Genomic DNA, 1,326 nt, shown 5'->3' on the forward strand with positions numbered 1-1,326 from the left:
ACGTTCGACCGTCAGCCGCCGCAGGACCTCACGGCCGAACAGTCGGTGCTCGGCGGCATGCTGCTGAGCAAGGACGCGATCGCCGACGTCGTGGAGGTGCTGCGCCCGGAGGACTTCTACCGGCCGGCCCACCAGACCGTCTACGAGACGATCCTGGACCTCTACAGCCGTGGCGAGCCCGCGGACGCGGTGACCGTCTCGGCGGAGCTGCAGCGGCGCGGTGAACTGGTCCGCCTCGGCGGCGCGCCCTACCTGCACACCCTCATCGCCACCGTGCCCACCGCGGCGAATGCGGCGTACTACGCCGAGATCGTCGGCGAGAAGGCGGTCCTGCGACGGCTGGTGGAGGCGGGTACCCGGATCGTGCAGCTCGGCTACCACGGCGCCGACGGCGGCGACGTCGACGACGCGGTGGACCGGGCCCAGGCCGCGGTCTACGAGGTCACCGAGCGCACCACCACCGAGGACTACACGGTGCTGGAGGAGCTGCTCCAGCCCACGATGGACGAGATCGACGCGATCGCCTCCCGGGGCGGCCAGTCCACGGGTGTGCCGACCGGCTTCGCCGACCTCGACCAGGTCACCAACGGCCTGCACCCGGGCCAGATGGTCGTCGTCGCGGCCCGGCCGGGTCTGGGCAAGTCGACCCTGGGTCTGGACTTCGCCCGCTCCTGCTCCATCAAGAACGGCATGACCAGCGCGTTCTTCTCGCTGGAGATGAGCAAGTCCGAGATCGTCATGCGTCTGCTGTCGGCGGAGGCCGGGATCCGGCTGGCCGACATGCGCGCCGGCCGGATGTCGGACGAGGACTGGACGCGGATGGCGCGGCGGATGTCGGAGATCTCCGAGACGCCGCTCTACATCGACGACTCGCCGAACCTGACACTCATGGAGATCCGGGCCAAGGCGCGCCGGATGAAGCAGCGCTACGACCTGAAGCTGATCATCCTGGACTACCTGCAGCTGATGACCTCGGGCCGCAAGGTCGAGTCACGTCAGCAGGAGGTCTCGGAGTTCTCCCGGCAGATCAAGCTGCTGGCCAAGGAGCTCGAGGTCCCGGTGGTGGCGATGAGCCAGCTGAACCGTGGTCCCGAGCAGCGCACCGACAAGCGTCCGATGCTGTCGGACCTGCGTGAGTCCGGCTCGATCGAGCAGGACGCGGACATGGTGGTGCTGCTGCACCGTCCCGACGCGTTCGAGCAGGACGACCCGCGTGCCGGTGAGGCCGACCTGATCCTGGCCAAGCACCGTAACGGCCCGACCACGACGATCACCGTCGCCCACCAGCTGCACTACAGCCGGTTCTCCGACCTCGCCCACGGCTGA

The 1,326-nt window shown here is 68.9% G+C and carries 1 protein-coding gene; it reads left to right on the forward strand.

Features of this window, described 5'->3' with window-relative positions:
- Nucleotides 1–1,326: replicative DNA helicase (dnaB, locus tag FVA95_RS28800; protein WP_149666903.1), on the forward strand; the 1,326-nt coding region annotated here is incomplete at its 5' end.

It is taken from the genome of Pseudonocardia sp. EV170527-09, assembly GCF_008369905.1.
Taxonomy (GTDB): domain Bacteria; phylum Actinomycetota; class Actinomycetes; order Mycobacteriales; family Pseudonocardiaceae; genus Pseudonocardia.